Origin of the sequence: Streptomyces sp. NPDC046712, assembly GCF_040645695.1 — a bacterium.
GTDB lineage: Bacteria > Actinomycetota > Actinomycetes > Streptomycetales > Streptomycetaceae > Streptomyces.
In genome coordinates this window covers 1-22,685 of record NZ_JBEYYW010000034.1, presented here as the reverse complement: position 1 = coordinate 22,685, position 22,685 = coordinate 1, and the positions used below count along the sequence as shown (strand labels likewise).

Annotated in this window: 18 protein-coding genes; 10 read left to right on the top strand and 8 right to left on the bottom strand. The window is 71.6% G+C overall.

Features of this window, described 5'->3' with window-relative positions; all coding sequences use genetic code 11:
- The first annotated feature begins 103 nt into the window (after nucleotides 1–103).
- Together ABZ939_RS32105 and ABZ939_RS32100 are read left to right on the top strand one after the other, a co-directional pair.
- The gene (locus tag ABZ939_RS32105; protein WP_361863068.1) at nucleotides 104–1,270 is read left to right on the top strand and encodes a transposase; all 1,167 of its coding nucleotides are present in this window, start codon (nucleotides 104–106) and stop codon (nucleotides 1,268–1,270) included.
- A 314-nt stretch (nucleotides 1,271–1,584) separates the two neighbouring features.
- Entirely contained in the window at nucleotides 1,585–2,124 is a 540-nt protein-coding gene (locus tag ABZ939_RS32100) for a winged helix-turn-helix domain-containing protein (protein WP_361863065.1), read from the top strand.
- Here ABZ939_RS32100 and ABZ939_RS32095 read toward each other — a convergent pair whose 3' ends face one another.
- Nucleotides 2,125–3,549: a PepSY domain-containing protein gene (locus ABZ939_RS32095; protein WP_361863062.1), complete on the bottom strand. Its 1,425-nt coding sequence runs from the start codon at nucleotides 3,547–3,549 to the stop codon at nucleotides 2,125–2,127.
- A gap of 45 nt (nucleotides 3,550–3,594) precedes the next feature.
- Nucleotides 3,595–4,146: a hypothetical protein gene (locus tag ABZ939_RS32090; RefSeq protein WP_361863059.1), complete on the bottom strand. Its 552-nt coding sequence runs from the start codon at nucleotides 4,144–4,146 to the stop codon at nucleotides 3,595–3,597.
- 217 nt (nucleotides 4,147–4,363) lie between these two features.
- On the opposite strand from ABZ939_RS32090, the gene ABZ939_RS32085 reads away from it, so the two are divergent.
- Nucleotides 4,364–5,359, top strand: a complete 996-nt coding sequence (locus ABZ939_RS32085) for an NAD-dependent epimerase/dehydratase family protein (protein ID WP_361863055.1) — start codon at nucleotides 4,364–4,366, stop codon at nucleotides 5,357–5,359.
- 53 nt (nucleotides 5,360–5,412) lie between these two features.
- A complete protein-coding gene (locus ABZ939_RS32080; RefSeq protein ID WP_361863052.1) occupies nucleotides 5,413–6,786 on the top strand; it encodes a DUF1996 domain-containing protein in 1,374 nt (457 codons plus the stop codon).
- A 31-nt stretch (nucleotides 6,787–6,817) separates the two neighbouring features.
- Here the strand turns inward: ABZ939_RS32080 and ABZ939_RS32075 are convergent, their stop codons facing one another.
- Entirely contained in the window at nucleotides 6,818–7,192 is a 375-nt protein-coding gene (locus ABZ939_RS32075; RefSeq protein WP_361863240.1) for a hypothetical protein, read from the bottom strand.
- A gap of 121 nt (nucleotides 7,193–7,313) precedes the next feature.
- On the opposite strand from ABZ939_RS32075, the gene ABZ939_RS32070 reads away from it, so the two are divergent.
- From ABZ939_RS32070 to ABZ939_RS32055, 4 genes are all read left to right on the top strand, one after another.
- The gene (locus ABZ939_RS32070) at nucleotides 7,314–8,114 is read left to right on the top strand and encodes a tyrosine-protein phosphatase (RefSeq protein ID WP_361863049.1); all 801 of its coding nucleotides are present in this window, start codon (nucleotides 7,314–7,316) and stop codon (nucleotides 8,112–8,114) included.
- 135 nt (nucleotides 8,115–8,249) lie between these two features.
- Nucleotides 8,250–10,238, top strand: coding sequence for a hypothetical protein (locus ABZ939_RS32065; protein WP_361863237.1), 1,989 nt, complete (start codon nucleotides 8,250–8,252; stop codon nucleotides 10,236–10,238).
- Between the two features lie 121 nt (nucleotides 10,239–10,359).
- Nucleotides 10,360–11,244: a metal-dependent hydrolase gene (locus tag ABZ939_RS32060; RefSeq protein WP_361863046.1), complete on the top strand. Its 885-nt coding sequence runs from the start codon at nucleotides 10,360–10,362 to the stop codon at nucleotides 11,242–11,244.
- Nucleotides 11,241–12,308: a PDR/VanB family oxidoreductase gene (locus ABZ939_RS32055; protein WP_361863235.1), complete on the top strand. Its 1,068-nt coding sequence runs from the start codon at nucleotides 11,241–11,243 to the stop codon at nucleotides 12,306–12,308. The genes ABZ939_RS32060 and ABZ939_RS32055 overlap by 4 nt, the downstream gene beginning before the upstream one ends.
- A gap of 57 nt (nucleotides 12,309–12,365) precedes the next feature.
- Here ABZ939_RS32055 and ABZ939_RS32050 read toward each other — a convergent pair whose 3' ends face one another.
- Complete coding sequence (locus tag ABZ939_RS32050; protein WP_137989687.1) at nucleotides 12,366–12,632, bottom strand: hypothetical protein; 267 nt, start codon at nucleotides 12,630–12,632, stop codon at nucleotides 12,366–12,368.
- A 38-nt stretch (nucleotides 12,633–12,670) separates the two neighbouring features.
- On the opposite strand from ABZ939_RS32050, the gene ABZ939_RS32045 reads away from it, so the two are divergent.
- The gene (locus ABZ939_RS32045; protein ID WP_361863043.1) at nucleotides 12,671–13,384 is read left to right on the top strand and encodes a TetR/AcrR family transcriptional regulator; all 714 of its coding nucleotides are present in this window, start codon (nucleotides 12,671–12,673) and stop codon (nucleotides 13,382–13,384) included.
- 7 nt (nucleotides 13,385–13,391) lie between these two features.
- On the opposite strand, the gene ABZ939_RS32040 is transcribed toward ABZ939_RS32045, so the two are convergent.
- Complete coding sequence (locus ABZ939_RS32040; protein ID WP_361863232.1) at nucleotides 13,392–13,724, bottom strand: isomerase; 333 nt, start codon at nucleotides 13,722–13,724, stop codon at nucleotides 13,392–13,394.
- 52 nt (nucleotides 13,725–13,776) lie between these two features.
- Here ABZ939_RS32040 and ABZ939_RS32035 point away from each other — a divergent pair, with 52 nt between their 5' ends.
- Nucleotides 13,777–14,295: a GNAT family N-acetyltransferase gene (locus ABZ939_RS32035; RefSeq protein WP_361863040.1), complete on the top strand. Its 519-nt coding sequence runs from the start codon at nucleotides 13,777–13,779 to the stop codon at nucleotides 14,293–14,295.
- On the opposite strand, the gene pulA is transcribed toward ABZ939_RS32035, so the two are convergent.
- The 3 genes from pulA to ABZ939_RS32020 all read right to left on the bottom strand — a co-directional run bounded on the left by pulA (nucleotide 14,282) and on the right by ABZ939_RS32020 (nucleotide 22,563).
- Complete coding sequence (pulA, locus tag ABZ939_RS32030) at nucleotides 14,282–19,651, bottom strand: pullulanase-type alpha-1,6-glucosidase (protein ID WP_361863037.1); 5,370 nt, start codon at nucleotides 19,649–19,651, stop codon at nucleotides 14,282–14,284. The genes ABZ939_RS32035 and pulA overlap by 14 nt on opposite strands.
- Before the next feature lie 71 nt (nucleotides 19,652–19,722).
- Nucleotides 19,723–21,420 (bottom strand): carbohydrate-binding module family 20 domain-containing protein, encoded by a 1,698-nt coding sequence (locus ABZ939_RS32025; protein WP_361863034.1) that lies wholly within the window; start codon nucleotides 21,418–21,420, stop codon nucleotides 19,723–19,725.
- A gap of 123 nt (nucleotides 21,421–21,543) precedes the next feature.
- Nucleotides 21,544–22,563 carry a LacI family DNA-binding transcriptional regulator gene (locus ABZ939_RS32020; protein WP_361863229.1) on the bottom strand — a complete coding sequence of 340 codons (1,020 nt, stop codon included), beginning with the start codon at nucleotides 22,561–22,563 and terminating at the stop codon, nucleotides 21,544–21,546.
- Nucleotides 22,564–22,685 lie beyond the last annotated feature (122 nt).

Genomic DNA, 22,685 nt, shown 5'->3' with positions numbered 1-22,685 from the left:
TTCGCTGTCACCACAAACGAACGCCCGTACGACATGTCGCACGTTCCATTGGCATCGGGCGAAGCCGGCCCCGCGTCACGGGGTGCCGGGTAGCGTCCAAGGCGTGAAGCTGGTCGTGCGGGTCAAGCTCCTTCCGACGCCTGAGCAGGCAGCCGCGCTCAGGGCGACCTTGCACGCCTGCAATGAGGCGGCGAACTGGCTGTCCTTCCAGGCGTTCCAACACGGGCGAACCTCTCGGGCGGCTCTGCAGGCACTGGCATACATGGAGTTGAAAGCCAGGGGGTTGTCGGCACAGCCCTCACTGCATGTGCTGCGCAAGGTCGCCGATGCGTATGCCGCGCTGAAGGCGAACCTGAGAGTCGGAAACCTCGGCAAGCCGGGATCCAAGCGGTATGCCAAGGCCACCGGGGAGGCGGTCGTCTTCCGTCCTGATGCGGCCCAACCGTTCGATGACCGGTGCCTGTCCTGGCAACCGGAGGCGAGAACGGTGTCGATCTGGACGACATCCGGGCGGATGAAGGGCATCGCCTTCACAGGGCAGGCCGGGCAGCTGGCCCTGCTTGCCTCTCGCCGCAGGGGTGAGTCGGATCTTCTGTGTCAGGCCGGACAGTGGTACTTGCTCGCAACCTGCGAGGTCCCCGAAGCGGAGACCAGCCAGCCGATCGGATTCGTGGGCGTGGACCTGGGGATCGTCAACATCGCCACGACCTCCACCGGCGCGCGGCACAGTGGACGGCGTCTGAACCGCCGTCGCGAGGCCGACCGGCGCCTACGCACGAAGCTGCAGAGGAAGAACAGCAAATCCGCCAGGAGGCGGGCAAAGAGACATGCGGGCAAGGAAGCACGCCGTGCCCGTGACATCAACCACAAGATCAGTAAGCGCATCGTGGCGGAGGCTCAACGCACCGGTCGCGGGATCGCCCTGGAAGAACTGACGGGCATCCGCGAGCGGGTACGGCTCAGGAAGCCCCAACGCGCCACCCTGCACACCTGGTCCTTCGACCAGCTCGGCACGTTCATCGCCTACAAGGCGAAGCGCGCCGGAGTGCGCGTGGTGTACGTGGATCCGGCGTACACCAGCCAGGAATGCTCTCAGTGCCACCACATCGACCGGCGCAACAGGCCCTCGCAGGCCGTGTTCGCATGCAGGTCCTGCGGCTTCGTCGAGCACGCGGACCTGAACTCGTCCCACAACATCGCCGCCCGCGGCTGGTGGATGTGGGTCCGCGGGGGCGAGTCACAGGCCCCTGCCCTCACACTCACCACGTGAGGGCTGGACGCAGCCGGACCTCTTCGAAGCCATCGACGATCCGAGCGGCAAACCCGGGTCTGTTTTCTATTCCCGAGTAGTAGACTAGGGATATGGCCAGCATCCAGAACGACACCGCGACAGGTCGCCTCGACCTCGAGCCGTTCTGGCCTTCCCGGCAGCACCATGACTTCGACCGGTGCTGTCGGCGCGTGAGGAACGCGTCGACCCCCTAACGCCCGACCGGCCACCGTCCGGTTCCGTGGCCTTCGGCCGACGCGCATGACGTACGACACCCGTCCGTCCGTTTCTCCGCGCGAAAGAGCTGAGCTTCCATGGCCCACACCCAGTCCGGCACCGCGTCCCTGACCGCTGTTCGTCCCCACCGGCCCCGACTCCGTGCCGTCGACCCCGACGAGGTCGTCGACCTCGCCCGCGTCGCGGACTTCCTGCCGCCGGGCGCCACGCTGCTGCCCGCGCCTCCCAACGCCCTGCCCACGCTGCCCGGGCGGCCGCCGATGGTCGGGTATCTGGTTCTGCTGCCCGCCGACCAGCAGCCGCACGTGCCGGCACCCGGCCCCGTGGCCGAGGAGCAGGGGCCGGTGTCCATCGACAGCGTTCAGCGGATCGCCGTGGTGGACGGGCAGCCGATGGACCTCACGTACCTCGAGTTCGAGCTGCTCGCGCACCTCGTCGCCCACCCCCACCGGGTGCACACCCGCGACCAGTTGGTCACGACGGTCTGGGGGTACGGGCATGTGGGCGACGGGCGGACCGTCGACGTCCATGTCGCCCGGCTGCGCCGCAAGCTGGGTGCCGAGCACCGCCGCACGATCCAGACCGTGCGGCGGGTCGGCTACAAGTACACGCCCTGATCAGGCCGCCTTGGACCTCGCCCGGGCCAGCAGGCCGAGGGCGAGGTCGACCACCAGGAACGCCAGCAGGCTGAGGCCCAGCATCGGGACGAACCAGCCGACGAGGGCCGTTACCGCGAGCAGCGGCAGCAGCATCGTCGGCGGGACCTTCCGCCAGGCTCCGCGGGCGACCGGCCGGCCGGGGCGGCGCAGCCACCACATCCGGTAGCCCCAGAGGATGAGCAGGATGAGGGAGAGCGCCAGGGCGGCGAGCGCCAGCTGGTTGAACAGGCCCAGGAAGACGCCCGTGTGGGCGTCGATGCCGAAGCGGGTCAGCTGGGCGAGCACCGGGTAGTCGGCGAACCGGAGCTCGTCCATGACCGTGCCGTCGGCCGGGTTCACGGCCACCGAGTCCAGGTGGACGGGGAACTGGGTGTCGGTCTCCTTGACGACATAGCCCTTGCCCTCGGAGGGCAGGACGACGGACATCTTGCCCTCGATGCCCTTCGCGCGGGCCGCCTCGACGACCTGGTCGATGCCGACGTCCGGGCCCTTGGCGGCCGGGGTCTGGTGCCCGCCGCCGTGGCCGCTGCCGTGGCCCTCGTGGCCCGAGCCGCCGGCCGTCGCGCCTTCGAGCGTCGCGGAGACGGACGGGGTGGCGCCGCCGAGCTGTTCACGGACCATGTCGATGTTCTCGCCCGCGTACCGCGACCAGGTCAGACCGGTGGCGGACAGCAGGACAAGACCGGTCACGGCCCACAGGCCGACCGAGCCGTGCCAGGAGCGCGTGCGGCGGCGGGACTTCGGGCCGCGCTCGGGGACGATCAGGGCGCGGCGGTTCTTCCGCTTGCGGCCGATCCAGAGCAGCAGGCCGCCGAGGGCTATCACCCACAGCCAGCTGGCGGCGAGTTCGCTGTAGTTGCGGCCGAGCTCACCGAGGTGCAGATCGGCGTGGAGTTCGTCGAGCCAGGTGCGCAGCGGCAGCGCGCCCGAGCTGCCGAAGCTGGGCAGCTGTCCGCGTATCTCCGCGGTGTACGGGTCGACGAAGACGGCGAGGGACTTGCCCTCCTCGACGTCGGGGTCGGCCATGAGGACGCGGGTGGTGGCGCCGTCCTCGGCGGAGGGCCAGACGGCGGTGACGGTGCCGTTGGGGTTGACCTTGGTGGCGGCGTGGACCTGCTGCGAGAGCGGCAGGACCTTGTCGCCGACGGGGACTTCCAGCTCGTGCGCGTAGAGGACCTTCTCGGCCTGGAAGGAGAGCGCGTAGAGCAGGCCGCTGGTGGCGGCGACGAGCAGGAAGGGGGCGATGAGGACGCCCGCGTAGAAGTGCAGGCGCAGGACGAGGGGGCGCAGGGCGCTCCAGGTCCCCTTCCCGTTCGCGGCGGCGCTCTCGGGGGTGGTGGGCGCTTCCGCGGTGTCCGGGCGCGCGGGATCGTCAATGGTCATGACTGTCCTAGGAGTCGGTGTCGACAGGGGGAATCGGCCCCCGGGTCAGACGTGTGCTCCGAGGGCTGTGGCGCGGGGTTCGGACAGCCGGGGCGGGCCGCGCCGGGACAGGGTGTGCGCGAGGACGACGCCGTGCAGCCGGCGGGTGTGCGGGCGCGGGGGTACGGGGTGCGGGAGTTCGGGTACGCGGACGACGGTGAGCAGCAGGCGGAGCGGTGTGAAGGCGAGCGTCCCGACGGTCCTGGCGAGCGCGAAGAGCGCGGCCTCGCCTCTGGCCAGCCAGAGGCCGCAGATCAGGGCGGCGAGGAGGTGGGCGGCGATCATGCCGAGGGAGGAGTGGCCGGTGGCCGTCTCCATGGCCGGAACCATCGCTGGGTCCATCGCCGGTTCCATGGCCATGTGCCCCATGGCCGCGTGGTCCGCGGCGCCGTGCGCCTGGCCCGCCGAGAAGATCAGGTGCAGGGCCGTCTGTACGGCGGTCACGCCTGCGGCGATCGCGTACGCGCCCCGTCGGCGGCCACCGGCCAGCCATGCCAGGCCGGCCGTGACGGCGAAGGCCAGGTACAGCGACCCGGTGGGGATGTCATGCGCAGACATGGACGAATGGCCCACGGCTGCCAATGTCACGCACACCGCCGCGAAAAGTGCGGCTCGCAGGGCGCGTATCGGCGACCGGGCTTCCGTCATGATTCGGCCATGGTGACATCCCGCTGTCCTCGGCGGGAGACCGACTCCGTATTTCCCTTCCGTTCCCGTGTTTCTCCCGTAGAGGAACGACTGGGCGTCAATGCCTCGCACCGTGCACAGTCGAGGCATGAGACTTCTGATCTTGGGCGGGACCGAATTCGTGGGGCGTGCCGTGGCCGAGGCGGCGCTCGCCCGGGGCTGGGAGGTGACGGTCTTCCACCGGGGCCGGTACGAGCCGCCGGCCGGGGCCCGTTCGCTGCTCGGCGACCGTCTGGCCCCGGACGGGCTCGCCGCCCTCACGTCCGGCGAGAAGCCGGCCTGGGACGTGGTCGTGGACACCTGGTCGGCGGCGCCGTCGGCGGTCCGCGACGCGGCCCGGCTGCTCGCGGACCGGGTGGACCGCTTCGTCTATGTGTCGAGCCGTTCGGTGTACGCCTGGCCGCCGGCGGCGGGTCTGGCCGAGGACGGTCCGCTGGTCGAGGGCTCGCCGGACGCCGGTGACGTGCCGTACGGCGAGGCCAAGCGGGGCGGCGAACTGGCGGCCCTCGAGGCGTTCGGCGCCGACCGCACCCTCCTCGTCCGCGCGGGGCTGATCATCGGCCGGTACGAGAACGTGGGCCGGCTGCCCTGGTGGTTGGGGCGGATCGCCCGGGGCGGCCCTGTCCTGGCGCCGGGCCCGCGCGCGCTGCCGCTGCAGTACATCGACGTCCGCGATCTGGCCGAGTGGACGCTCGACGCGGCCGGGGCCGGGATCTCGGGGCCGTACAACCTGATCTCGCCGTCCGGGCACGCGACCATGGGCGAGCTGCTCGACGCCTGTGTGCGGGAGACCGGATCGGACGCCGAACTGCGCTGGACCGACCCGGAGAAGCTGCTCGCGGCCGGTGTCGAGCCCTGGTCCGACCTGCCGGTGTGGATTCCGCCGGGCGAGCTGTACGACGCGATCCACGCCGCCGATGTCTCCAAGGCGGTGGCGGCGGGGCTGCGCTGCCGCCCGGTGGACGAGACGGTCGCGGACACCTGGGCCTGGCTGGAGTCGATCGGAGGGTCGGCGCCGCAGCGCGCGGACCGGCCGCAGGTGGGTCTCTCCCCGGAACGGGAGGCCGCGCTCCTCTCGGACTGATGTCCGTGTCGATTCGGCTGAACGCATGGGGCCTGTCGTACGTATGAAGGCCCATGCGACGCACACGAAAACGTTCGACACGCGCGAAACGAGCGGTGGCCGCCTCCGTCGCCCTGATTCTGGGCGGGGGCGGCCTGATCGCCGCCAATGTCTATGCCTCGGCCGGTGAGGGCTGGGGTGATCCGCCGCCCGACCGGACAAACGCGGTCTCCACGATCGACTGTCCCGATGTCTCCGAGGAGCTGACGGACGTCCCCGAGTCCGTACGGGGTGCGGTGGACCGGGAACTCGCCACGCTGGACAGCCAGATCACCGTCGCGTACCAGCGCTTCGCCGACAACAAGGAACGGGTGGAGAGCGATCCCCAGTTCGCCGAGCAGCAGATCCTGACGCCGCTCAAGAACGAGCGGCTGAACATCCTGCAGCGGATAGGGCAGTTGACCGGCCGCCAGCTCGACGATCTCGCGCCCTGCACCCTGCGCGCGGACGACGACGGTGGCGGGGAGGGGCAGGAGGAGGAGCCGGAGGGGCAGTCCGGGAACGGGCCGGAGGCCTCCGACTTCGTCGACATCCGCTCCGTACAGCCGAATGTGAAGCAGCCCCGGCAGCGCTCGGGCGCCTCGCGCGGCACGTTCGCCACCGACTGCGGACGCAACCAGAACGGCAAGTTCAACCCGGACAACGTCATCGTCGCGCCGGGTGTGAGCAACGGCGCCCACCATATGCACGACTACGTGGGCAACCAGGCCAACGACGCCTTCGCGAGCGACAACGACCTGGCCCGTGGGCGGACCACCTGCCGCAACCAGGGCGACCGGTCCACCTACTACTGGCCCGTCCTGCGGCTCCAGAACGGGCAGGCGGAAAACGACGCCCAGGCCGACGGCGGCGGCAAGGACAAGAACGTCGGCGAGATCCAGACGCCGGCGCAGGTCACGCTGAACTTCGTCGGCAGTCCGGTCTCCAAGGTCACCGCGATGCCGCGGTTCCTGCGGATCATCACGGGCGACGCCAAGGCGTTCACCAACGGCGACGCCAATGCCAACGCCTCGTGGTCCTGCACCGGCTTCGAGGACCGGCAGCTGAAGGACAAGTACCCGATCTGTCCTCAGGGCAGCAAGGTGGTGCGGACGTTCCGGTTCCAGAGCTGCTGGGACGGGCGGAACACCGACAGCGCCAACCATCGCACCCATGTGGCCTTCGCCGACCCGGCGAGCGGGCGCTGCGGCAACGGCTTCCGGGCCATCCCGCAGCTCGTGCAGCGGATCGTCTACGACGTTCCGCCCGGCCCCGGCTTCGCCGTCGACTCGTTCCCCGAGCAGCTGCACAAACCGGTGACGGACCACGGCGACTTCATCAACGTCTTCGACGCGCGGCTGATGCGGAGGGTGGTGAGCTGCATCAACGAGGGGCGCCGCTGCTCCTAGGAGCAGCGGCGGGCAGCCTCCCGGGCAGGCCCTAGTGGTGTCCGGCGGAATGTGACGCGTGCGGCGCGTGCGGCTCGGTGGTCTCGACCTGACCACCGAGCCGTTCGCGTACCTTCTCCACGGTCCCCGAGTCGCCCGACACCGTCCACTTGCGGCCGACCAGATACGAACCGCCGTAGTCCTTGGCCTGGTTGAGCCACTCGCGCTGGCCCCGGTCGGTCGCGAAGGTCGTCAGGACGTACGCCCCGTCGTCCGTCGCGCACTTCGCCTGGCGCAGCTCGGCCGCGTCCGTCTGGACGTCCGGAGCGCACTCCGCCTTCTCGGCGAGCTGCTCAAGGGTGCCGGTCGCCTCCTCGGGCGCCGACTCGCACCCCGTCAGCATCACCAGCACCGCCACCGCCACCATCGCCGTTCGTCGCGTACGCATCAGCATCCGCCCATCCTGCCCGCCCGGTCGCGCCGGGAGGAGCGGAATCCGATCGGTTACGGTTTGGTCCGACAGGTACCGATATGGAGGAGTCGATGCCATGCCCGCCATCCCCGCCACGAGCGTGGCCAACCTCCGTGACCTCGGCACCCTCCCCCTCGGCGAGGGGCGCAGCGTCCGCGCGGGCCGGGTGTTCCGCTCCGCCCAGCTCGACCGGTTCGACCCCGCCGAGCCCGTGGTGGCGGCGCTCGGCATCCGCACGGTCGTCGATTTCCGCACCGAGCACGAACGCGTCGACCGGCCCGACCGCCTCCCGCCGGGCGGGCGGCTGCTCATCGCGGACGTGCTCGCCGACCATCTGGCCACCAGCGGCCTTCCGCCCGCTGCCATGCTGAAGAAGCTGCTGACCGATCCGGCGCTGGCCGAGGAGTACCTCGGCGGGGGCCGGGCGCAGGACGCCTTCCGCCGGACCTACCGGGCCTTCGTGAGCACCGACTCCGCGCGCGCCTCCTACCGGGCCTTCCTCGAGGAGCTGGGCGATCCGCACGCCGGCCCGCTGCTCTTCCACTGCACGGCCGGCAAGGACCGCACCGGCTGGGCGGCGACGATCGTGCTGTCGCTGCTGGGTGCGGACGAGAAGACGGTCATGGCGGAGTTCCTGTCGGTCAACCCGGGCGTCCGGCAGGCCTTCGCGCCGATGATCGAGGGGTTCACGGCGCAGGGCGGCGACCCCGAGCTGGCGCTGGCGCTGATCGGCGTCGTACCGGCGTACCTGGAGGCGGGGCTCGACGAGGTGGCGGTCCGGCACGGCTCGATGGAGAAGTACGTACGGGAGGGGCTGGGCGTCCCGGACGAGGTGACGGCCGTGATCCGGGAGCGGCTGACGGTGTACGAGGCCTGAGGCGCGAGGGCCTCCGGAGGGCTCGGGGAGGGCTCGGAGGGGACTCCGAGGGCGCTCGGAGGGGACTTGGGGAGGACTCCGAGGGAGCTCCGAGGGGCTCGTCGGCCGGGGTGACCATCGGATGATTCGCTCGTTCTGCTGAATGTGAGCACCCAGGAACTCGCCCCCTCCCCCCTCGGCCCGGTCGATGTCGAACAGGCCGAGGCCGCGCTCGTCGAGCACTATCCGCGGCTGGTCCGGATCGCGTACCTCGTGCTGCCGCCCTCGCTGGGGCGCAACCGCCGGGTGCTGACGGCCCACGCGCTGGTCCAGCGGTCGCTGCCGCGCCGCAGGACGTCGGGGGCCGGGGTCCCCGGAGCGCGCCGTTCCGAGGACGCCGTCGACCCCGGGTACGCGTACGTACGGGGCGAGGTGCTGCGGCAGGCGCTGATCGCGGGGCTGCCGCTGAAGCGCCGGGCGCTGCCGCGCCGGGCGCAGTTCCCGCCGCTGCTGCCGCATGTGTGGGGGCTGCGGCTGTTCCCGCGGGCCGGCGGCGCCGACGAACTGGCCCTGGACCAGCGGCTCTCCGCCCTGTCCGGGCCGGCGCGGGCGGTGTACGTGCTGCGGGGCCTGGAGCGGCAGGGCGACCCGGAGGTGCTGCGGGTGCTCGCGGCGGCCGGGGTGCCGGAGGCGGAGGCGCGGGCGGCCCTGGAGGAGGCGGACGGGGTCGAGGCGGCGGCGGGGGTGGGCACGGCCGCGCTGCTCGAATCCCCCGAGTTCGATCCGTGCTCGCTGCAGGCCAGGCCGACGGATCTGATGCGCCGCCGTCAGCACGGCAAGGCCGCGCTCGCCGCCGCGGCGGCCGTGGTGGTGTGCGGGACGCTGCTCGGCCTGCCGGGGGACGGCTGGGGGCGGAACGGCGCCGCGGCGCCTTCGTACGCGCGCAATCCGGCGGCCGAGGCGGCGCTCGACCCGGGGACGCTGAAGCGGGTCCCCGCGGGGTTCTGGCAGAGCTCGGCACGTACGGACTTCTCGGTGTGGCCTGCGCGGGGCGGCCTGACGGGCGACCGGGCGCTGCTGCGGCGGGCGCTCGCGGTGTGGGCGCGGCCCGGCGGTTCGGTGCGGTCGTCGGCGACGCCCGGGACGCCGGTGGGGCCGCCGATGGGACCGTCGCAGCTGCTGTACGCGGGCGAGGTCGACGGGTCGCGCGTGGTGCTGTTCCACGACGGGCTGCGGGCGGTGCGGTACGCGGAGCCGGCCGGGGGCACGGGCGGGGCGGCGCTGGACTTCGCGCGAACGGACGGGGCGGACGCGGTCGGCTCCGCGGCCCTCGTCGTCTCGCGCAACACGGCCAACGTCCGCTATCTGACGGCCCCTTGGGTGCGGGAGACGGCGGTACGGAACCTGCTGGCGCCCGCGAAGGAGCCCTGGCGGCTGGAGCGGGACCCGCACGGGGTGACCCTTCCGATGCCCAGCCCGGCGCAGGCGCGGGAGTGCGCGGTGTGGAACACGCTCCAGGTGCGGGACGCGACGGGGGTGCGGCTGCTGACCGATCTGGGCGAGCTGGCGCCGGCCCGGCTGACCTCGGGGCCGCCGGCGGCCGCGCCGGTGGACGGGACGGGGGCGGCCGCCGGGGCGGCATGGGCGCGGACGGCCTGCCAGTTGGCGACGGTCCGCTCGCACGGGGTGCGGTCGGTCAACGCCTGGCAGTTCGCCACGCAGCGCCTGCCGGAGGGCGGGGGCAGGGCGGCCTGGCTGTGCACCCGGGCGGAGACCTGGCGGGGCACGGGCAGCAGGGTGCTCGCCCAGTTCCAGGTCCCGGCGCCCGGCGCGACCGCGACCCCGGCCTCGGACGCGGCGGCCTCGGCCCCGGCGGCCTCCGCGGCTGTCGTGGCGAAGGCCGAGGAGTCCCCGGCGTGCGGGGTGCGCGAGCCCCGGGTGCTCGCGGGGGTGCTCTGGCAGGCGAAGAGCGGGCAGTGGTACGTCCTGGCCGCCGGCAGCGAGGACTTCGTGTCCCTGCGCACCACGGGCGGGGTGAAGGGCGAGGCGGAGGGCCGGCTGCTCGCGGTGAAGGCGCGGGCCGGCGCCCGGGCGGACCTCCACGGCACGCTGAAGGACGGCACGCGGGTGGGCGCGCTGCGGTAGGCGACGGCGGTGGACGCGCTGCTCACACGACGGGTGTGGCGCGGCAAGTCGCCGTCCCCGCCCGAAGATTCCGCGTGCACGAGTCTGTTGCCAACTGCTTACTCCTCAGTACATTGACGGCATGTCTAATACGCAGCCTGCACCGGTGGCGTCGGAGCACATCGAACTCAAGGCCCGCAAGGTCTCCTTCGACTGGGAGGAGACCCCGCTCCACTGGGTTCCCGGCGACCCGTTCACCACCCACACCATCAACGTGCTGCACCTGCTGCTCCCGGCCGGCGAACGCTGGTTCGTGCACGTCTACAAGCAGGTGCTCCCGTTCATCACCGACGACCGGCTGCGTGCGGACGTCATCGGCTTCATCGGCCAGGAGGCCGTCCACTCCCAGGCCCACGACGACGTGCTCCCGCACCTCAAGAAGCTCGGCCTGGACCCCACGCCCTACACCGCCCAGGTCGACTGGTTCTTCGAGAAGCTGCTCGGCGACCGGACCCTGCCGCCGGGCCGGGCGCGCCGCTGGTGGCTGATGGAGCGGGTCGCGCTCATCGCCGCCATCGAGCACTACACCGCCTTCCTGGGCAACTGGGTCCTCAACGCCGAGGAGCTCGACAGCAGGGGCGCCGACCCGACGATGCTGGACCTGCTGCGCTGGCACGGCGCCGAGGAGGTCGAGCACCGCTCCGTCGCCTTCGAGCTGTTCATGCACCTCGACGGCGGCTACCGGCGGCGCGCCCGCACCTGGGCCACGGCCTTCACCGCGCTGGTCTTCCTCTGGCAGCGCGGCACGCGCTTCTTCATGGCGAACGACCCCACCCTCATCGACGGCAGGGCGTCGGTGGGCCAGCTCGTCCGCAAGGGCCGCGAGGGCGTGCTGCCGTCCACGCCCGACCTGCTGCGTGCCGTCCCCCGCTACCTCAGCCGCGCCTACCACCCCTCCCAGGAGGGGAACACCGCCCAGGCCGTCGCGTATCTGGCCAACTCCCCCGGCGCCAACGGAGGCCGCTGACCATGCCCCGTCTGCGTACCGTCGTCCTGGTCGCCGGGGCCGCGGTCCTCGCCAAGCGCGCCATGCGCCGCCGGATCAACGCCGCCCCGCTGTGGCCCATGCCCGCCCTCGACGAGCCGACATCGGGCCGCGGCCGCCTCGCGACCGTCACCCGGAAGGTCCTGGTCACCGAGCGCACCGAACCCGCCGAGGGCGTGGTCCGGCTCCGGCTCGAAGGCACCGGCCTGCCCGCCTGGCAGCCCGGCGCCCATGTCGACCTGGTACTGCCGTCCGGTCTGGTGCGCCAGTATTCGCTGTGCGGGGACCCGTCCGACACCGACACGTACACGGTGGCGACCCGGCTGATCGAACCGGCGCAGGGCGGCCGGGGCGGCTCGCGCGAGGTGCACGAGCAGCTCCACGTGGGCACGGAGATCGAGATCCGCGGGCCGCGCAACCGCTTCCCGCTCGTCGACTCCCCCGCGTACGTCTTCGTGGCGGGAGGCATCGGCATCACCCCCGTGCTGCCGATGCTGCGCGCGGCGGAGGCGGCGGGCGCCGACTGGCGGCTGCTGTACTGCGGGCGCAGCCGCGCCACCCTGCCGTACCTCGACGAGATCGAGAAGCTGGGCGGTGCCCGTGTGACGGTCGTCGCCGAGGACGAGTCCGGCCTGCCGGAGCTCGGCTTCCTCTCCGAGGTGCCCGAGGAGACGGCGGTGTACTGCTGCGGCCCGGACGGGCTGATGGACGCGGTGGCCGCCGCGATGCCCGCGGGCCGGGCCCCGCACCTGGAGCGCTTCTCCCCCGCCGCGACGGCCGGCGGAGGCGCCTTCGAGGTCGAACTGCGCCGCTCCGGGCGTACGGTGGCGGTGGCGGGCGACCGGTCGGTACTCGCCGCGGTCCGGGACGAGATGCCCGGGGTCGCCTACTCCTGCGAGCAGGGCTTCTGCGGGACCTGCCAACAGCGGGTCCTGGAGGGCGAGATCGACCACCGGGACGAGCTCCTCACGGACGCGGAGCGCACCGATTCGATGCTGATCTGCGTCTCGCGGTGCGCCGGGGAACGGCTGGTCCTCGACCTCTAGGGCCTGACCGACCCCGATCCGCCGGGCACGACCTGGGCGCTCGCGTCCGGGGGAACCTCAGGGAAGGATCAGCCAGTCGAAGGCGAGCGCGGCGGCGAGACCGCCCACCAGGAGCCAGGTGCCCAGACGGGTACGGCCGTTGCGGGACAGCTCGATCACCACGCCGCAGAGGATCATGGCCAGCCCGTACACGCCGACGACCAGGACGGACGTACGGCTCGCCAGCCGGATCACCAGGACCGCCGCCATGGCGACCAGCAGCACGGACGCGGCCGCTATCCGCAGTTGGCGGGCCTGTTTCGGGCTCAAACCGGAGGTGCTCATGTCGTGGGAGCGTAACGGACGGCGGTTAGGCTGTTCGCATGACGACCGGGGTTCGCCGCAGGATGGGCGTCGAGGAGCGCAAGCAGCAGCTGATCGGGGTGGCACTCGAGCTGTTCAGCCACCGCTCTCCCGACGAGGTCTCCATCGACGAGATCGCCGCGGCCGCGGGAATCTCGCGGCCGTTGGTGTACCACTACTTCCCCGGCAAGCAGAGCCTGTACGAGGCGGCGCTGCGGCGGGCGGCCGACGAGTTGGCCGCCCGGTTCGTGGAGCCGCGGCAGGGTCCGCTGGGCGCGCGGCTGCTGCGGGTGATGGGCCGGTTCTTCGACTTCGTGGACGATCACGGACCGGGTTTCGCGGCGCTGATGCGCGGCGGACCGGCAGTGGGTTCCTCCACCACCAACGCGATGATCGACGAGGTGCGACAGGCCGCCTACGAGCAGATCCTGGCCCATCTGGAGGTCGAGAACCCCTCCGCCCGGCTCGAACTGGTCGTCCGCTCCTGGGTGTCGCTGGCCGAGTCGACGGCGCTGATCTGGCTGGACGGGCGCCGCGTGCCGCGCGCCGAGCTGGAGTTGCAGCTGGTGCACGACTTCGCGGCGCTGGCGGCGGTGAGCGCGGCGTACGACGAGGAGATGGCGGACATCCTGATCCGGATGCTCGCCGACGAGCCGGTCGACGGGCCGTTCGGCGACCTGGTGGGCCGGCTCATGAACCTGGCGCCGCCCGTGCCCGCGCAGCGACTGCCGTAGTCGGGCCTCAGACCTTGCGGTAGGAGGGGTCGAGGTCGCGCACCTCGGCGGAGAGCCGGACGCCCTCCGTCTCCTTGAGGTGGTGCGGAAGCAGCTCGAGCACGGCCTCGGCGAGCCGCGCCTTCACCTCGTCGGTGCGGCCGGCGAGGAGGGCGATCTCGACGTGGACGACGGAGTCGTGCGTGGCGCCGTCGGCGACGACCATCTCCTCGACCTCGCGGAAGCGGGTCTTGCAGGCGTCGAGCCGCGTGTCGACCGTCTCCACCACGAGCGGGTGCAGCGCGAGCGCGAAGCCGCGCCGGTCGAGGGGCGCGGAGTAGTCGACGGTGATCTGCGGCATGAGGTCACTCCTGGTGGTGAGGATGTCTGGCCACACCATTACGGTGATCGTCATGAGCGCACAAGTGACCTTCCGGCAGGCGGACGACCGTGATCTCGACCTTCTGGTGGGGTTGTTCGACGGGGCGGCGCGCTGGATGGTACGTAACGGGATAGACCAGTGGAAGCCGGGCGACAAGAGCGCGGAGCACTTCCGGGCGCGGATCTCGGCGGGCGAGGTGTGGCTGGCCTCCCACGGGGGCCGGGCCGTCGGGGCGTACGAGCTGTGGTGGGAGGACGAGCAGGCGTGGGGCCCGCAGCCGCCGGTCGCGGGCTACGTCCACCGGTTGATGACCGACCGGGAGGCCGCCCCCGCCGGCGCCGGCCGCGCGCTCCTCGCGCATGCCGAGGAGCGGATCGCGGCCGGTGGGAGGGCGGTGTCCCGGCTGGACTGTGTGACGAGCAACCCGCGGCTCCGTACGTACTACGAAGCCGCGGGCTACGGGGTCGTCGGCGAGGAGCCGGGGAAGCTCGCCGCCGACGGCACGCGTTACGGGGTCACGCTCCTCGAGAAGGCGCTCACCCGGCCTTGAACACCGCGACCGTACGGGCCGGGACGGTGAAGGTTCCCGAACCGGCCTCGTAGGAGGCGGACTTCACTGCGGTGTCCGAACCCGATGCCTGGACCGGGTGCAGGGCGTAGCCCTTCCCGGCCAGGGCGCCGACCCGCTGGGCCTGCCGTTCCGGGGTCGCGTTGAAGACCACGACCAGCTCGCCGAGGCGCATGGTGATCACGCCCGGGGTCTCGCCGGTGCCGGAGAGCGGGAAGGACAGCGTGTCCTGGACCTGCCCGGCGGTGGCGAGGGAGAAGGCGGGCTCGGTCGTACGGATCCTCTGCAGGTCCCGGTAGGCGGCGGAGGCGCCGTCGATCTGCGCGCAGCCGACCGTCAGGGACGGTGCGGTCAGCAGCGGCTTTCCGTACCCCCACTTGGCCTTGTTGTCGGCGGCCGGCGGCAGCCCGCGGCCGAAGCCGTTGCCCTCCCGGCAGTCCCAGTGGATCGCGTTGAACCAGTCGCCGCTGTCGTACGAGTTGCGGTCGAGCGACTTGGAACGCAGCAGGTCCGAGCCGGCCTGGGAGAGCGCGGGGCCCTGGGAGAGCGCCGCCGTCGCCATGGCCAGGACCTGCATGCGCGCCCGGTCGGCGGCCGAGGTCGTGGCGGGCAGCTTGAAGGCGAGCGCGTCGTACAGGGTCTCGTTGTCGTGGGCGTCGGCGTATGCGAGCGCGTCGCCGGGGACGGCGGCGTAGCCGGCCGGGGCGCCGTTGTAGTCGACCTGGCTGCCCTTGACCGTACGGCCGGAGGTGTCGGTGAAGGTGTAGTCGGCGAGGTTGCCGGAGAGGCCGACCTTGATCAGGTCCTGGTAGTGGAGCAGGCGGGCCTTCTGCTGCTCCGGAGTGCCGTTGGCGGTCGAGGAGTTGGGGTCGGTGAAGAGGCCGGAGGCGAAGCCCTGGACGCCCGGGTCCTCGTCGAAGGGGCCGCCGCCGCGGACGGCGTCGCGGGCCCGGTCGGAGAAGGTCGCGACGCCCGTGCCTGCCATGTTCTTCTGGGTGGCCTGGACGAAGCGGGAGTCGTCGGCGATCTCGCCGAAGTTCCAGCCCTCGCCGTAGAGGACGATCGCCTTTCCGTCGACGCCGTCCTTCTCGACGGTCAGCGCGTCCAGTGCCTTGCGGACGGCGAGGATGTTCTCCTTCGGGTGGTGACCCATGAGGTCGAAGCGGAAGCCGTCGACCTTGTACTCCTTGGCCCAGGTGACGACCGAGTCGACGACGAGCTTGCCCATCATGGCGTTCTCGGGCGCGGTGTTGGCGCAGCAGGTGGAGGTGGCCACCGAGCCGTCGGCCTGGAGGCGCTGGTAGTAGCCGGGCACGATCTTGTCGAGGACGGACTTGTCGGCCTGGCCGCTCGCGACGGTGTGGTTGTAGACGACGTCCATCACGGTGCGCAGTCCGGCGCCGTTGAGGGACTGGACCATCTGCCGGAACTCGACCGTGCGGCGGGTGCCTTCGGGGTCGGTGGCGTAGGAGCCCTCGGGGACGGTGTAGTGCAGCGGGTCGTAGCCCCAGTTGTAGGCGTCCTTGGCCGCGGCGGCGGCCACGCAGGCCTGCTGCTCCTCGGAGTCGGGGGCGTAGACCTTCAGGTCGCAGGCCGGCTCGGTCTGCTCGGACTTCTTCTCGGGGATGGTGCCGATGTCGAAGGCGGGCAGGAGGTGGACGTAGGAGGTGCCGGAGGCGGCGAGCGCCTTCAGGTGCTGGGAGCCCTTGCTGCCGGTGTCGGTGAAGGCGAGGTAGGTGCCCTTGTGGGCCGGGACGGCCGTGGAGTCCGCGATCGAGAAGTCACGGATGTGGAGCTCCTGGATCTGGGCGTCACGCAGCGGTACCGCCGCGGGCTTGGCCAGGCTCTTCCACCCCTTGGGGGCGAGCTTCGGGTCGGCGAGGTCGACGACCAGGCTGCGGGCCGAGTCGGTGGTCAGGGCGGTGGAGTAGGGGTCGGTGACCTTGTTGGTGACGACCTCCTTGGCGGCGGGCGCCCAGACCTTCACCACGTACCGGTACGGCTTGCCCGTCCACGCGCGCGTGCCGGTGACCGACCAGACGCCGGAGGCGTCGTCGCGGCGCATGGGCACGGCCTTGCCGTCGAGTTCGAGGGCGACGGACTGGGCGGTGGGCGCCCAGAGGGACAGCGTGGGGCGGCCGTTCCGGAAGACCGGGCCGAGCGCGGCCCCGGTGGCCTTCGTCGCGTAGAGGTCGTCGAGGACTCCGGCGAGCTGGACGCCCGTGGCGGTCAGGACGGCGCCGTTCGCGGCGTACTGGGCGGCGACGAGCTGTCCCTTGAGCGCCTCGCGGACGCGGTCGCGGTCGCGCGGGTCGACCGTGAAGGCTCCGTACGACTTCAGGTGCGGGAACGCGGCCTTCTGCGCGTCGGTCAGCTGCGTCGGGTTGAGGCGCAGCGCCTGGCGGTTGCCGGTCAGCGCCCCGTCCTTGATCGCGATCGATCCGTCGCGGGAGGAGAGGAGGACGCTGGAGGCGGCGGCGTCGCTGCCGTTCCAGGCGACGGTCGTCCCGTCGATCCAGACGGCCTGGGACTTGGTGAGGTCCAGGGCCGCGCCGCTGCCCTTGGGCTGCGGGAGCAGGTACTTCTCCTGGCCGCCGAGCAGCCAGACCTCGTGGCCGTTGGCCTTGAGGTCGAGGGACTGGTCGCTGGGCAGGTCCTTCTCGTCGCCCTTGTGCAGGATGTACGAGAGGGAGGTGGCGCCCGCCGCGAGCGGGACCTCGTAGACCGCTCCGTAGGCGTCGGTGCGCACCGGCTCCAGCGGCTTGCTCCAGTCGGTGGGGTTCGCGGCGCCGGTCCAGGTGTGCAGACCCCAGCCGGTGTACTGGCCGTCGGCCCGCTTGTAGTGCAGGACGGCCTTGGTGGTGTCCTGGGGCGGGTAGGCGCCCTCGGGCGCGGCGTTCAGGACGGTCGGCTTGCCCTGCTCGATCCAGACCTCGCCGGTCTTGGAGAGGTCGATGGCGCGGTCGGCGTCGGTGTCCTTGACGCCGTCCTTGTTCACGGCGATGAAGCCGACCGAGGAGGCTCCGGGCTTGAGCTTGACGTAGGCGAAGGCGCCGTACGCGTCGCGGCCGGTGAAGGGCTTTCCGGCGGGCCAGGTGGTGCCTTCGCCGTCGGCGATGTCGCCCCAGGTGTACAGGCCCCAGTCGGCGTAGTCCCCGTCGGTGCGCTTGTAGTGGACGATGGCGTAGTCGCGCTGGGTGGCGGTCGGCGGCTGCTCGACGGCGGGGGCGCCGCTGGTGGTCGCGCCGGTGGCGCTCGCGGTGCGGCCCGCGCTGTCGACGACGACGGCCTTGTAGCGCAGGGCGGTGCCGGCGGGCGCGGTGACCTTCTGGGTGACCTTGTACGGGGCGTGGTCGGCGGAGCCGAGGACCTGCCACGTGCCGTTGCCGGTCTGGGCGGCGAAGACGACGCGGTTGAGCTGCCCGCCCGTGACGTCGGCGGAGAGCTCGACGGTGCCGGTGGCTCCGGCCTCGGGGGTCTTGAGGGTGATCGCCGGCGCAGCGGCGGGGGCGCCGAGCGGCCGGTCCGCCTTGAGCACGAGGGAGCCGAGCGCCGGGACGGTCACCTTGATCTTCGTGTCGCCGGCGCTGGTGACACGGAGGTCGCCGCCGTGGATCGCGGTGAAGTCCATGCCCGCGGAGCCGGTCGGGATCTCGACGGTCTTCGCCTCGGTGGCGCTGTTGACCGCGACGACGTACTCGGCGGGTCCGTTCTTGGCGCGAGCGTCGGTGCGGGAGAAGGCGTAGACGGAGCCCTCGGCGTGCCGCTGCTCCTGGACGCCGTCGCGCAGCGCGGGGTGCTTCCGCGTGAGCTCGGAGAGGGCGGCGATCTGCCGGTACAGGGGGTGCGTGGGGTCGTACGCGTCCGCGGCGTGGGTGCGGTCGGTGCCGAGCTGGTCGTCGTCCAGGTAGTCGGCGGTCTTCGAGGCGAAGAGGGTCTGGCGGGCGTCCTTGTCGCCGCCGGGGCCCGTGAAGCCCTGCTCGTCGCCGTAGTAGACGACGGGGTTGCCGCGGGTGAGGAACATCAGCTCGTTGGCGAGCCGGTAGCGCTGGAGGAGTTCGGCGTCGCCGGCGTTCGGGTTGTCCTGCTTGAGGAAGGTGCCGAAGCGGCCCATGTCGTGGTTGCCGAGGAAGGGCACGGACTCGTAGGCGTTGGCCTTGTCCGTGGTGTAGCGGTAGTCCTGCCCGAAGAGGTTCGCCAGCTTGTCCGCGGAGCCGCCCTGGGAGGCGAAGGTGCGGGCGGCGTCCTGGAAGGGGAAGTCGAGGGTGGCGTCCAGGCGGCCCTCGGTGACGTACGGGGCGGTGATCGCCGGGTCGGCGGAGTAGACCTCGCCGAACATGAAGAAGTCGTCGCGGCCGCGGCGGGCGGCGTACTCGTCGAGGGCGGTGGCCCACTGGGTCCAGAACGCGGTGTCGACGTGCTTGACGGTGTCGATGCGGAAGCCGTCGATGTCGAAGTCGCGCACCCAGCGCTGGTAGATCTTCTCCATGCCCTCGACGACCTCGGGACGCTCGGTCCACAGGTCGTCCAGGCCGACGAAGTCGCCGTACTGGGAGGACTCTCCGGCGAAGGTCGAGTCGCCCCGGTTGTGGTACATCGTCGGGTCGTTGAGCCAGGAGGGGACCTTGAGGTTCTTCTTGTCGGCGGCGACGACCGGGGTGCGGGGGAAGGAGTCCTTGTCGACGGCCGGGAACGGCTCGGCGGTGCTGTCGTCGAAGGGGACGCCGTCCTTGGTGAGGTACGGGAAGGCGCCCTTGGAGAGGTAGCCGTAGGACTGTTCCTTGTAGTCCACGACGTCGGCGGTGTGGTTGGTGATGACGTCGAAGAAGACCTTCATGCCCTTGGCGTGGGCCTGGTCGATCAGTTTCTCCAGGTCGGCGTTGGTGCCGAAGTGCGGGTCGACCTGGGTGAAGTCGGTGATCCAGTACCCGTGGTAGCCGGCGGAGGCGTCCTTGCCGGTGCCCTGCACGGGCTGGTTCTTGAAGATCGGCGCGAGCCAGATGGCGGTGGTGCCGAGGCCCTTGATGTAGTCGAGCTTCTTCGTGAGCCCCTTGAGGTCGCCACCCTGGTAGAAGCCCTTGTCCGCGGGGTCGAACCCGGTCTCGAGCCGGCTGCCGGTGAGCCCGCCGCGGTCGTTGGCGGTGTCGCCGTTGGCGAACCGGTCGGGCAGGACGAAGTAGAACTGCTCGCGGGTGAGGTCGTGCCGCGCGGGCTGCGCGGCGAGCGCCCGGTCGGAGGGCGGCGGTGGGGGCGGGGGCGCGGCGGAGGCCGGCAGGGCCGGCACCAGGGCGGCACACAGCGCGACGGCCACGGCGGCCGCCGTTCTCTTGGGTATCACGGGGGTTCTCTCCCTGAAGGTACGGGAAGGAGGGCCGCCCCTGCGTGGGGCGGCCCTGGTGGGAGGGGAGGTCAGCTGCGGAAGGTGTCGTTCAGGACGAGCTGGCCCGAGGAGGGGACCGTGGCGACGCGGTTGGCGCCCGATTCCCAGGTGACGTTGCCCGCCGCGTCCTTGCGGATGTACTTGTACTCGAAGGACGTGCCCGCGGGCAGGGAGACCGTCAGCTTCCAGACCGGGTAGGACGCCGGGTCCAGCTTCAGGGCCGCCGACGTGGACCAGTTGCCCAGCTCGGCGCGGTTGCCGGTCACGTAGATGTTCTGGCCGACGGACGTCGTCGCGTTGACGTTGAAGGACGCGCCGCTGCTGGCGGGCGGCGGGGTGGTGCCGCTTCCGCAGTCCTTGGCGCCGACGTGCAGGGCGACCGCCGTGTGGGCGCCGAGCGTCGCCGTGAACTGGCCGGAGGCGTTCACCGTCACGGCCGTGTTGTTCTGCACGTCGCAGTACGTGCCGGCGGCCAGCCCCGTCTGGAACGTGCGGGTCAGCGAGGAGCCTTCGTGGTTGATCGCCACGTACGCCTTGTCGCCCCGGCCGAACGCGATCGCGTTGTTGCCGTTGTCCCACCAGTTGCCGACCGCCGTTCCGCGGGCCGCGTTGCGGAAGCCGACCATCGAGGCGATCTCGCGCCAGGCGTGCTGGCACTTCCAGCCGTCGCTGTAACAGGCGTTGACCTGGCCGCCGTTGGGGGCGCCGGCGTCCTTGTCGGACCACTCGTAGCCGGAGTGGACGTCCGGGGAGCCGTAGGGCCAGGCCAATGTGAAGACGGAGGCGAGCGTGTAGGTGGAGCCGTTCTTGTAGTTGAGGGTGTCGCCGCCGCGCTCGGTGTCGTGGTTGTCGACGAAGACGCCGGACTTCCCGGAGGACATGTAGCCCCAGGACTCGCCGAAGTTGCTCAGGTACGCGAGCTTCTCCGAGCCGAAGATCCGCTTGAGGTCCCGTGCGTAGCGGAACTCCTGGACGTCTCCGTTGCCCAGGTACTCGCTGGGCGAGACCGCCTCGCCGGCGCCGTATATCGCCTCCTGCTTCCAGTACACGCCGGGGTTGCTCAGCCGCGACTTGATGTTCGCGAGGTCGGCGGCCGGCATGTGCTTGGCGGCGTCGACCCGGAAGCCGTCGACGCCGAGCGTGAGCAGGTCGTTCATGTAGGCGGCGATCCGGCCACGGACCCAGTCCTCGCCGGTGTCGAGGTCCGGCAGTCCGACCAGTTCGCAGTTCTGGACGTTGGCCCGGTCCTGGTAGTTCGAGATGGTGGCGCGGCAGTCGTCCATGTCGCCGCCCGAGTACAGGCCCGGGTAGTCGTACTTGGAGAACGAGGTCCCGCCCGTTCCCGTGCCCGACGCGTTGGCCATGTGGTTGATGACGGTGTCGGCGACGACCTTCACGCCCGCCGCGTGACAGGTGTCGACCATGCTCTTGAAGGCGGTGCGGTCGCCGAGCGGGCCGGCGATCTTGTAGCTGACCGGCTGGTACGCGGTCCACCAGGTCGAGCCCTGGATGCGTTCCTGGGGCGGCGAGACCTGGACGTAGCCGTAGCCGGCGGGGCCGAGCTGCTCGGTGCAGGCCTTCGCCACGGAGGCGAACTTCCACTCGAACATCACCGCGGTGACGTCCTTCTCACCGGGTGGGGCGGCCTGCGCGGGGGCGGGCGCCGTGACGGCCACAGCGGCTCCCGCCACGAAGGCGAGTGCAGCGGCCACGGTCTTTCTGGCCATGTTGTCCTCCTGCTGACTTCACTGTCGCAAGATGTTGCCGAAAATGTCAGCAACTGTTTTCAGCCGTGACCGTACGAGCGCCCCGGGCCCCGGTCAACCCTTGGGACCCCTCTATGAAGGGAGTTACGCAAGGAGTTGCAGCGAGGGGCCGGCCGGCGGCTGCGCCGTGGACCCCCGCACCACCAGCTCCGGCTGGAAGACGAACTCCGTGCGCTGCACGGGGTTTCCCTCGACCTCCTCCAGGAGCGCACCCACCGCCGCCGTCGCCATCGCCTGCACGGGCTGGCGCACGGTGGTGAGCGGCGGGTCCGTGAAGGCGATCAGCGGCGAGTCGTCGAAGCCGACGACCGACACGTCGCGGGGCACGTCGAGGCCCCGGGCCCGCACCGCGCGGATCGCGCCGAGCGCCATCAGGTCGGAGCCGCAGACGATCCCGGTGCAGCCCTGGTCGAGCAGGATGTCGGCCGCCGCGTGCCCGCCCTCGACGCCGAACAGCGTGGGGCGGACGTACCGTTCGGCCTCCGCCCGCTCGATCCCGAGCAGGTGGTGCAGTTCGGCCGCGAAGCCCTCCGCCTTGCGGCGCGAGGGCACGTAGCGCGTCGGACCGATCGCCAGGCCGATCCGCTCGTGGCCCAGCTCGACGAGGTGCCGTACGGCCATCCGCGCCGCCGCCCGGTCGTCGGGCGAGACGAAGTTGGCGTCGATGCGCTCGTTGAAACCGTTGATGAGGACGAACGGGACGCCTCGCGCGGCCAGCCGGACGTACCGCTCCGGGTCGGCTGCGGCGTCCGCGTGCAGCCCGGAGAGGAAGATGATGCCGGTGACCCCGCGCTCCTCCAGCTGCTCGACCAGCTCGTCCTCGGTGGCGCCGCCGGGCATCTGGGTGCAGAGCACCGGGGTGTAGCCGTACCCGGCCAGGACCTGCTCGATGACCTGGGCGAAGGCCGGGAAGATCGGGTTGGTCAGCTCGGGCACGACCAGGCCCACCAGGCCCGCGCTACGGCGTTTGAGCCGTACGGGACGCTCGTAGCCGAGCACGTCGAGCGCGGCGAGGACCCGGTGCCGGGTCGCGCCGGCCACGCCCGCCTTGCCGTTGAGGACGCGGCTGACGGTGGCCTCGCTGACCCCCGACTGGGCCGCGATGTCCGCGAGCCGCGGGGGGGGGGGGGCCCCCCCCCCCCCGGGGGGGGGGGGGCCCCCCCCCCCCCCCCCCGGCGCTCTCCGGACTCAACTCCCGTTGTTGTAAGGGGAGTCGACAGTGGGGT

Coding starts and splice junctions, on each gene's coding strand:
- ABZ939_RS32040 (WP_361863232.1), bottom strand. CDS start 13,724: ATGCCGCAGATCACCGTCGACTACTCCGCGCCCCTCGACCGGCGCGGC.
- ABZ939_RS32100 (WP_361863065.1), top strand. CDS start 1,585: ATGGCCCACACCCAGTCCGGCACCGCGTCCCTGACCGCTGTTCGTCCC.
- ABZ939_RS32035 (WP_361863040.1), top strand. CDS start 13,777: ATGAGCGCACAAGTGACCTTCCGGCAGGCGGACGACCGTGATCTCGAC.
- ABZ939_RS32060 (WP_361863046.1), top strand. CDS start 10,360: ATGTCTAATACGCAGCCTGCACCGGTGGCGTCGGAGCACATCGAACTC.
- ABZ939_RS32050 (WP_137989687.1), bottom strand. CDS start 12,632: ATGAGCACCTCCGGTTTGAGCCCGAAACAGGCCCGCCAACTGCGGATA.
- ABZ939_RS32095 (WP_361863062.1), bottom strand. CDS start 3,549: ATGACCATTGACGATCCCGCGCGCCCGGACACCGCGGAAGCGCCCACC.
- ABZ939_RS32085 (WP_361863055.1), top strand. CDS start 4,364: ATGAGACTTCTGATCTTGGGCGGGACCGAATTCGTGGGGCGTGCCGTG.
- ABZ939_RS32045 (WP_361863043.1), top strand. CDS start 12,671: ATGACGACCGGGGTTCGCCGCAGGATGGGCGTCGAGGAGCGCAAGCAG.
- ABZ939_RS32025 (WP_361863034.1), bottom strand. CDS start 21,420: ATGGCCAGAAAGACCGTGGCCGCTGCACTCGCCTTCGTGGCGGGAGCC.
- ABZ939_RS32075 (WP_361863240.1), bottom strand. CDS start 7,192: ATGGTGGCGGTGGCGGTGCTGGTGATGCTGACGGGGTGCGAGTCGGCG.
- ABZ939_RS32070 (WP_361863049.1), top strand. CDS start 7,314: ATGCCCGCCATCCCCGCCACGAGCGTGGCCAACCTCCGTGACCTCGGC.
- ABZ939_RS32080 (WP_361863052.1), top strand. CDS start 5,413: ATGCGACGCACACGAAAACGTTCGACACGCGCGAAACGAGCGGTGGCC.
- ABZ939_RS32090 (WP_361863059.1), bottom strand. CDS start 4,146: ATGTCTGCGCATGACATCCCCACCGGGTCGCTGTACCTGGCCTTCGCC.